Here is an 8956-nt window from a genome sequence, read left to right on the forward strand (position 1 = left end):
TATCCATAATGTTCGGACTTCTGTAAATCATCCTCAGTCCAACGGGAAACTAGAAAGATTTCATGGAACCATTAAGACTGAGTTAATCCGTGAAATACCAATGTATTCACTCGAACAAATTAGAGAAGAAGTTGGTAAATGGATTGAAGAATACAATTCGCTAAGACTTCATTCTGCAATCGGTTACGTAACACCTATGGATGTGTTTTATGGTCGCAAGGAAAAGATTTTAGCAGAAAGAAAAGAAAAACTACTTGAAGCAAAATTGAAGAGAAAACAATACTCGGTAAAGGCTAATATAAGGCTTGTTGCTTAGCTTAATTTTGAATCCCAAAATTCTGTTTTTCACTGAACTAAGACAATTTGAAATCCCGCAATACAACCTAAAGATCAGTTATTTTTTTACAGACCGATTCTTTTTGGCCTTTGGGGAAGACCACATGAAATATGTTGTCACCCCAGGTCAACCAGTAAAATATTCCGGTTACATAGACCCAGGAGTGATTGCAAAAAATCAAATGGCAATGTCCACGGAGGCTGCTCTCTTTACCCTTCTCTTCCCAGAACATGTTCAGGAAATGGCAGGTTATCACGGTGGAAATCAAACCATTTCCTTAACTCCCGATATTTTAAAGTACGAACATACCGATGGATTGAATTATCTTTTTTTAGATTTTGGATGGATCACTCCGCTTTATACTTCTTCTGATGGACTCAGTGGTCTAAGTTTGGTATCTACCATCGGTGGAGGGCCTGTTGTGTGTCGAAGCGACGTACGCGTATTAGGTAAAGGTCAGAATAACAATTTCCATCTTTCTGGTTATGGTGTCTCTGGTTACGTAGCCACCCGTTATGAGTTCTCTCGAACTTACTTTTTAGAATTTGGTGGCAAAGGTGGGTATATCGATCTTACAGATGTATTAACCAGTGGTGGTTCCAACCGCGCATCACAAAATTTCGGATTTTTAGAATTGGTTTTGTCAGGGGGAATTTCCATTTAGGATACTTATCAATATGGCTCTTGTCCCAATGACCAGAGTCATTCTCCAATCATCTCTCTCCAAAAAAACTTAAATGATCTCACGACAACATTCTGTTATTTTTCTGATTAATGAATTGCTTAAGGGGTCTCCTCTGATTTGAGTAGAACAATGAATGAATCTATCGTATATGAAATCTCCATCCAATCTTTTAAAAAAGGTCTCGGGAATTTAATTAAAATTTTGGAAAAAGCGGAAGCCTATTCCGTTACCAAAAAATTTGCCTTTGAGAATTTGCTCAATGCTCGCCTTTTTCCAGACCAATTCCACCTAACAAAACAAATTCAAATTGCTTGTGATACTGCAAAACTTTGTGTGGCTCGCATTACAGGAAAAGACGCTCCTGTCCACGAAGATTCAGAAACGAGTTTAGAGGAATTAAAACAAAGAATCCATTCTGTGATCCAATATTTAGAAACCTACAAAAAAGAAGATTTTATATCAGTTTCCGAAATTAGAGTATCCCAACCTAGATGGGAAGGAAAATACCTAACTGGATTTGAATACCTTACCCAACATGCCATTCCCAACTTTTACTTTCACATAACAACTTCCTATGCGATTCTCCGGCATAGTGGGGTGGAAATTGGGAAAAAAGATTACTTAGGTGAGATGCCTTATAAGAAATAGTGCATATCTTTTAAATTACATATAACTTACAGTAGATCATCTATCAAATGAAAGAAAGTTAGATGGATGGTAAACTGTAAGGAACTATCGGAGTGAACTATGGTGTTAAAAAAACAATTGAAAGTCTGCAAAAACGGTCATGAATTTTTCAAAACCAGTGACTGTCCGGTTTGCCCCATTTGTGAAAAAGAAAAAAAAAGATGGAACCACATTTCTTAAGTTTTTTGGGAGGTCCTGCACAGCGGGCACTCGTAAATGAACTTAAAATTTCACGATTGGAAGACCTAACTCGTTATTCTAAATAAGACCTTCTAGGTTTGCATGGATTTGGCCCAAGTTCCCTACCGAGAATTGAACAAGCATTAAAGGAAATGGGGAAGAAATTAAAAGATTAAAACTCTAGCCAAATTTTGTTTCATCCTCTCACACCTAACGACTGATTTCTTTACCAGCTTTTCCCTAAACAATTTTCCCATCACAACCGTTAACTTTTTTCAGAACGTTAAAACCGGTGGAAACCCATTTTCAGAACGTTTTTAGCGTTATTTGGCAAATTTTTAAATTTAGCAGGGAAAATGCGATAGGCACCAGACCTAACTTTATCTAAATTAGCGATTTATAATATAAATGTGAACCTCTAGGCTAAAAAATATGCGAATCCAAAAACGACTTTACCTTCTATCTCTAGTCCTACTTATCTATAGCAATTGTGTGTTTTTTCTACCTAATGGAACTCCACAACAAGGGTTTAGTCCCTTTGCATTTTTACTTGGCCTTGTGGGAGGATCACCGGGCTCTTCCCAGAACCTTACTCCAGGCACCGCTGTGGACCTGTCAGGCGATGGAAAACCGGATGGAACTTTGGTAGATTCGGACGGGGACGGTGTTTCAGACGGAATCAATCTCACTGGTGGCACAACTCCGAACCTTATTTTAATCGATACCAATGGAGATGGAATCCCTGATGCAGTCGACTCCAATGGGGATGGTTTGCCAGACTATTACATTAGTCCGAACCCTCCTGGATTTTTAACAACGGGCCCCGGTGGGTCAGGAAATCCTGTTGTGATCATTGTGGATGGAAGTGGGAACCCAATTGGTTTTGATACCGATGGAGATGGAACTCCGAATGACACAGCAATTGTCGCCATCCTAAACGATACCACTGCGCCTACTCTCACTAGTTCTTTGTTAGCTGGAATATTTTCTACAACGCAAACCACAACCTTGACTTGTACAGACAATCGAGCACCAGGTTTCATTGTATATTCCTTAGATGGATCCACTCCCGCTTTCTCCCCAAAGAATGGGATAGTCATCACAACCTCTTCTAAAGCTGTATCTCTTTCTTCGGAAGGAACGCATACTCTCAATGCGGCCTGTCGCGACCTGGCAGGGAACCTATCCACACCACTTAGCATGGTTTATACGATCGATACCCAAGTTCCCGCCATCAGCATTGTAAGCCAATCCTCGCTTGCCATCAGTTCCCAAGCGGGAGCCATCGGTAGTTCCACTGCCACATGGAGAACCAATCGTTCTGGTTCTTTTACTGTCCGCGAAGGGAGTGCCTGTGATTCCGGTACCATAGCAGCAACCGGAACGGCAACAGCAAACGTTGACCAAACCTTTGTTCGCTCTCACACCCACTTTACTGGCGAAGGAACCAAAACCTATCGTATTTGTGTGACTGGTTCCAATGCTCTGGTCGGCTTTGCCTCAGTCTCATTGCTAAGAGATGATACCGCTCCCGTTGTGTCCGCTGATCCTGGGGCAGGAAGTTATGGAACGGCCACTTCGGTTTCTCTATCCTGTTCAGACACTGGCGGAAGTGGATGTGATCAAATCGCCTATGCCCTGCAAGCTGGTTCCGCACCGACAAACCCTGCCATCCAAGGAACTACGGGAACGGTAAGCAGTGGAACCTTATTCACGGCTGCCATTGGTTTGACCGATGGATCTGTCACCTATACGAAGTTTGTGGCTCGTGACAAAGCGGGCAATGTCTCGAGTGTCCATTCAGCAAATTATACGGTCGATACCCAAGTGGCAACGGTCACGGTGAACTCGCATACAGCCGCCATTAATGGATCATCCAATGTCACTCTTAGCTGGCAAAGTAGCAAAGCGGGTAACTACCAAATTCGACTGGGTGGCTCTAGCTGTTCCACCGGAACTGCACTTACCAATACCGGCTCCAATGCCAATGTAACCGGCAATATCGCTGCCACCACCGACACATCCACTACGATTGCAAACTCACAATTTGTGGAAGGTGAGAATACCATTCGCATTTGTGTGGCCAACCTAATTGATAGTTTTGGTTCCACCACGCGCATTACAAATAAAGACACTACGGCTCCGGTAGTCACAATGTCCTCTCCAACTGGCTCCGGGCCCTTTGCTTCGGGAACCCAACTCCAACTCAGTTGTTCCGACACGGGCGGGAGTGGATGCGACAAAGTCATTTATACACTCAATGGCACAGAACCCACGTTTGATGGAAGTGGAGCTGTCACCAATGGAACTGTGTATGCATCACCTGTGGCCCTTTCTAATGGTAGCAACCAAGTGAAATTTTTGGGTCGCGACGTAGCGGGCAACACAAGCACTGCGGGGAATCAGAGTTTTGATATCGTTGGTCCCCCTGATGCACCAGTTTTTGTCACAGCACTAGGAGGAGGAACTACTGGATTCGTTCAATGGTGGCAAGTAACGGGTGCAACATCTTACACTGTATACTATAGCACAAGCCCAGGAGTGACTACGTCAGAGGCAAGTTTTGGTCCTGTGACAGATCCATATGCGACAATCACGGGACTTAATAGTGGGACATTGTATTACTTTAGAGTGGCTGCTAATAATGTTGTAGGCCAAAGTGCGTTGTCTTTACTTGAAGCAGGGGCATTAACAACGGGAAATCCACCTGGAACAAATTTAACTGGTGATTTTATAGATCTTTCGGCAGATCACGAAGTAGTTCCGGATTATTATCCTAGTGCAGCCATTGATGAAGTTGGAAAAAAACTCTATGTATCATCAACATTACCTTCTACTACTGAAATAAGATTAGTACGTTGTGAACTCAATGGGACTAATTGCATTTACACTATCCTTACAAGTGAACAATCAGCTTCCCATTGGTTAGTTACGAAATCTAAATTAGTCTTTGATCCATTTAACAAAAAAATAATTGTAATCAATAATATAGGATTAGTCCCTAGCGCATTTATATGTGATGTTGATTTATCAAACTGCAATTATAAAGATATTTCTGCAGGTCAGGGACAAAACTCTGCTACAAATAAAAGTATCAAAGCTATAGTAGATCCTATCAATAAAAAACTATTGGTGCTCTCTGAAAATACTTCCCAAACTACAATGAGCCTTTTTCGCTGTGATTTAGATGGACTCAATTGTACGCATACAAAGATTATGGGTTCTGGTTCAAGTTATTTACTTAGCATGATTTTTGATCAGAAGAATCAGAAATTGCTAATCGCAATTAAAAATTCAAGTGATACTTTAACAATTTTTCGCTGTAACATTGACGGAACAACATGTTCCAATAGAAACTACGGAACTAATCGATCAGGCTCAAGTCCCAGTATTGCAATCGATACGATCAACGACAAATTGTTGATCGCTACAACGCATTTTGGAAACTCCAGAAAACCAAACATAACCCAATGTAACTTAGATGGAACAGGCTGTACTCTAGCTGACGTTTCGACTGGTCAATCGTATGGCTCAGGAAATTTCCCGATACTAAATATCGATCTTTTAAACAGAAAGATTTTACTGGTCACAAGAAATGACTCAAACTACTTCAGGCCAAGCTTATATCGATGTGACTTAAATCGAACAAACTGCACACATACCGACTTAATAGGTCCTCAAGGAACTAATGAATATGGTAACTATATAACTCTATCTGATTATAATGAACCAGAGGCAATTTTAGATCCTACAAATGGAAAATTACTAATTATTGTCCTAGGCAGTAGAAGTGGCGTGCGAAAACTCTCCCTCTTCATCTGGTAACCCACTGAAGGGCCTGGTCCCCTGCCATCGTTAGATGGCTGAGGAAGGGAGCGTCATCAGCCATCTAACGATGGCTACCAGTCGGTTTAAGAATGAACAATCGCCAACTAACTAACTAAATGCGAGTAAAATCATCCAAACAATAAAAAAAACTAAAAGGCATTCAATGAAACTCAAAACCTCAATCTGTCTTCTAATTGTATCCTCTTCCCTTCTTTACGCCGAAGAACCCAAACTTCAAACCAAAACTTTCGAATATGGTCTGAAAGCGCAAAACATCACTTACTTTCCATACGAAACATCTACTTTACGACAATCGCAATCGAAGTTAAAAAATAACAAGGATTTGGTTTACTTGCCATTCTTTAAATATAGAGACACAAATCGTAAATTTGGTTTTGAATTTGATATGATGGATGTAAAACTAAATAATCCATATTATACAGGGGTATTGACTGGTGCAAATGCCTTATCAACTACCTTCTCCTATGGTAATATACAAAGGCAAGAATATCGGTTTAATTTCCTTTATTATCCTTTGGAGAATGAACTATTTTATTTTGGACTAGGGGTCTTAAAGATAGATCGATTTTATAAGAACCAAAACTATGAAGAGTTTTCATACATTTATTCTGACAAAATCAATTCTTATGGAATTTCAATGCCGCTCCGAAGTAAAATCAAATTGATGGATGGTTTGGAATTGAATTTAGGATTTGATCCCTATGTGACGTATGGAAATCGAAATTATGTAAACCAAAGAGTGAGTAATGTATATAATTAGGATGGATCCAGGAGCCCATACTTTTATCTATCCAAAACAAATCCCAATAACATTACAGAAATATTAGGCTTTCAGGCTGAAATTTCACTTTCTTATCAAGTTTATGAAAATCTAAAATTGTATGTTGGTTTTATTAGAAACCAATCTAGAATACGATCCATTAACTTTGACCAAACGAATTATTCTTATTTAGGATCAGACAACCATCTATTGGTTACCGGTGGATACCGATTTGCAAGATTAACCGACACACACAATTCCATCTATTTTGGAATTTCGAATACACATTAAAATATTTTTGTATGGAACCGATTTAGAAAAATTGGCAAGTTTATATGCCTTTAAAAACTCACCCAAGGGAAAAATCAAATTGAACCAAAAACCTAACAATCACTATATCTCTCGAATTCTTGCCAAAGTCTTTGATATCAAAATTGCAGAAATATTATCCTTTTATTTGATAGACCTTTTTTTGGTTCCAATCGATGGAGAAATATTAAATCAAATTCTCCCCTACATACTGACCATCCTTGTATTTATTTTATACGATACTTCCTTTCAATTTTTTATCAAAGGTAGTTTAGGAAAAAAGATTTTTAACATTCACATTGTATCGAACGAAAATGAGAACGAGGAAATTCCGATTACAAAAGTATTATATCGATCCTTTTATGTTTGCTTTTTTGGACTTGGGTTTTTGATTCCTAAAATTTCAACACTATTTGCATTATTTACTCTATATTACATTTTCAGAAATGGAACCACACATTGGGACAAAGTTTTAAGACTCAAAATTCCATTTAAACCCATATCGATTGGGAGAATGGTTTTGATTGCCTTTTGTTTTTTGTTATTATTCAATTCTTACTACCAGTTGATAAAGGGTTATTTTTAATCAAAAAACCATCTCCTGCGCCAGGGCTTACTATGCAAAACCAGTCAAGAGATTTTTCTTCTTTTGGTTGGTCTCAAAAAAATCTGGTGAATAGGGGGTTTGGTGTTTCCACATAGAAAAGATTATTTTTGCCCACTTGTTAGATAGAGAGCGAAGAGCTATGGAATTCTTTTTGCCTTTTGATCTCTGCTTGTCATAAAATTGACGGGCCCAATCGACTCTGGTAATTGAATTGAATGCCAACCAATACAAAGCATGGCGTAAATTTTTATTACATGCATACCGCATGGTGACTTTCCTCATAGTTTTCCCGCTTTGTTTTGTGACAGGTGATGTTCCTGCATACGATTGAAATGCCCGATAGTCAGTAAATTCCAATGTATCATTCGATAACTCGGATAATAAGACCCCTCCAATTGTAGTCCCAACAGCTGGAATGGAACTCAGGATATTGCTTCCTTCATAGTTCTTAAAATTTTTATCGATCGTGCTTTTTGTTTTCTTTATTTGGGTACGCCACGTATTGATTTGGTCAATCAACGATTCAGTGTATTGAATGCATTCATTTTGTATGGGAGAAATATAATCCGGAGATTCTTTACATAGTTTTTCAAACAGAGAAGTTTTTCTTTTATCGCTCCATTGGATGTCATTAGTTTCCTTTAAAAAATCCTCCAGGGTTAAAGTCTCTAATTTCTCAGGTGATTGGATGATCTTGAGTGCACTTAATACTGGTTTTGTAATATCTCTAAAACACCTTGAAAAATAAGGGAAATATGATTGTAGATTGTTTTTTAAACGATTTCACTAACCGTGCACGATCTTTCTTTAGAATATCTAGGTTGCTGTTTAGCTTCATCAACCTGGAAGATTCTTCATTTCTAATTTTTTTATTCTGACAGGTGTTGATGTTTTTTAGAACATAGAGTGCGATCATTTTGGCATCATAACGATCATCCTTTTGCCCCGTTAACGAATAGATTTCTTTGAATCTATGTAACTTACGAGGATTCACTTCGTGAAGAGGAATTTGTTTTTTACGTAGATATCCAGCAAGAATATGCTCACAGCTTTCTATACCTGCAACGATTCGAAACTGATTCTGAAACCGATCTATAATTGAATCTAACTTTTGAATCCATCTTGGTGATTAAAATTTTATCTCCAAGTAACAGATTTCCATCTCCGTTGATGATGGCTAGATCTACAAAATCTCTACTCCAGTCGATTCCGATGTATATGGTTTCCATACAATTTTCTCCTGAAAAAAAGTTGCCAAACCCTGTCATCCCATGAATCCTATTATGTAGTCTTCGTCATAAGACTAACTTACTATGAATGGTGATGGCAGGGTCAAGAACTCCAGGAGAATCAAAGCCCTAGCAAGTCCTCGTCGGGACAGATCTGCAGAATTCTTCCTGGAGTCCTGGCCATCATTGTTCTATCCTACGTTCTGTTTTTTAACAGGTTTATTTTAGTAGAATCTTCTCACATATAGGATTGGCACGAGGCTTGCGTAAGCAAGAGGAGTGACAAAAGCCTATGTGCCGAAGGCCAAGCGAG

At 39.0% G+C, this 8956-nt stretch carries 9 protein-coding genes; 6 read left to right on the plus strand and 3 right to left on the minus strand.

Annotated features, from left to right (window positions below; genetic code table 11):
• The 6 genes from LEP1GSC199_RS10370 to LEP1GSC199_RS10395 form a co-directional block, all read left to right on the plus strand.
• Positions 1–316: integrase core domain-containing protein (locus LEP1GSC199_RS10370; RefSeq protein ID WP_002976130.1), on the plus strand; the 316-nt coding region annotated here is incomplete at its 5' end.
• A 124-nt stretch (positions 317–440) separates the two neighbouring features.
• Positions 441–1001, plus strand: coding sequence for a hypothetical protein (locus LEP1GSC199_RS10375; protein WP_232420752.1), 561 nt, complete (start codon positions 441–443; stop codon positions 999–1001).
• Between the two features lie 162 nt (positions 1002–1163).
• Positions 1164–1670, plus strand: coding sequence for a DUF1993 domain-containing protein (locus LEP1GSC199_RS10380; protein ID WP_415857904.1), 507 nt, complete (start codon positions 1164–1166; stop codon positions 1668–1670).
• Between the two features lie 651 nt (positions 1671–2321).
• Positions 2322–5714 carry a chitobiase/beta-hexosaminidase C-terminal domain-containing protein gene (locus LEP1GSC199_RS10385; RefSeq protein WP_002981759.1) on the plus strand — a complete coding sequence of 1131 codons (3393 nt, stop codon included), beginning with the start codon at positions 2322–2324 and terminating at the stop codon, positions 5712–5714.
• Positions 5715–5880: 166 nt separating this feature from the next.
• Complete coding sequence (locus tag LEP1GSC199_RS10390; RefSeq protein WP_002981755.1) at positions 5881–6498, plus strand: hypothetical protein; 618 nt, start codon at positions 5881–5883, stop codon at positions 6496–6498.
• Between the two features lie 268 nt (positions 6499–6766).
• Positions 6767–7393 carry an RDD family protein gene (locus LEP1GSC199_RS10395; protein ID WP_232420753.1) on the plus strand — a complete coding sequence of 209 codons (627 nt, stop codon included), beginning with the start codon at positions 6767–6769 and terminating at the stop codon, positions 7391–7393.
• Between the two features lie 30 nt (positions 7394–7423).
• Here LEP1GSC199_RS10395 and LEP1GSC199_RS10400 read toward each other — a convergent pair whose 3' ends face one another.
• The 3 genes from LEP1GSC199_RS10400 to LEP1GSC199_RS10410 form a co-directional block, all read right to left on the minus strand.
• Entirely contained in the window at positions 7424–7933 is a 510-nt protein-coding gene (locus LEP1GSC199_RS10400) for an IS110 family transposase (RefSeq protein WP_002981774.1), read from the minus strand.
• A 208-nt stretch (positions 7934–8141) separates the two neighbouring features.
• On the minus strand, positions 8142–8531 hold the full coding sequence (locus LEP1GSC199_RS22300) for an IS110 family transposase (RefSeq protein ID WP_083901946.1): 390 nt from the start codon (positions 8529–8531) through the stop codon (positions 8142–8144).
• Positions 8458–8643: a hypothetical protein gene (locus LEP1GSC199_RS10410; protein ID WP_002981770.1), complete on the minus strand. Its 186-nt coding sequence runs from the start codon at positions 8641–8643 to the stop codon at positions 8458–8460. The genes LEP1GSC199_RS22300 and LEP1GSC199_RS10410 overlap by 74 nt, the downstream gene beginning before the upstream one ends.
• Positions 8644–8956: the final 313 nt, after the last annotated feature.

Source organism: Leptospira vanthielii serovar Holland str. Waz Holland = ATCC 700522 (assembly GCF_000332455.1).
Lineage (GTDB): Bacteria > Spirochaetota > Leptospiria > Leptospirales > Leptospiraceae > Leptospira_A > Leptospira_A vanthielii.

Bases quoted from the DNA above. Each gene is read 5' to 3' on its own strand.
- LEP1GSC199_RS10410 (WP_002981770.1), bottom strand. From the start codon at position 8,643: ATGGAAACCATATACATCGGAATCGACTGGAGTAGAGATTTTGTAGAT.
- LEP1GSC199_RS10390 (WP_002981755.1), top strand. From the start codon at position 5,881: ATGAAACTCAAAACCTCAATCTGTCTTCTAATTGTATCCTCTTCCCTT.
- LEP1GSC199_RS10375 (WP_232420752.1), top strand. From the start codon at position 441: ATGAAATATGTTGTCACCCCAGGTCAACCAGTAAAATATTCCGGTTAC.
- LEP1GSC199_RS10385 (WP_002981759.1), top strand. From the start codon at position 2,322: ATGCGAATCCAAAAACGACTTTACCTTCTATCTCTAGTCCTACTTATC.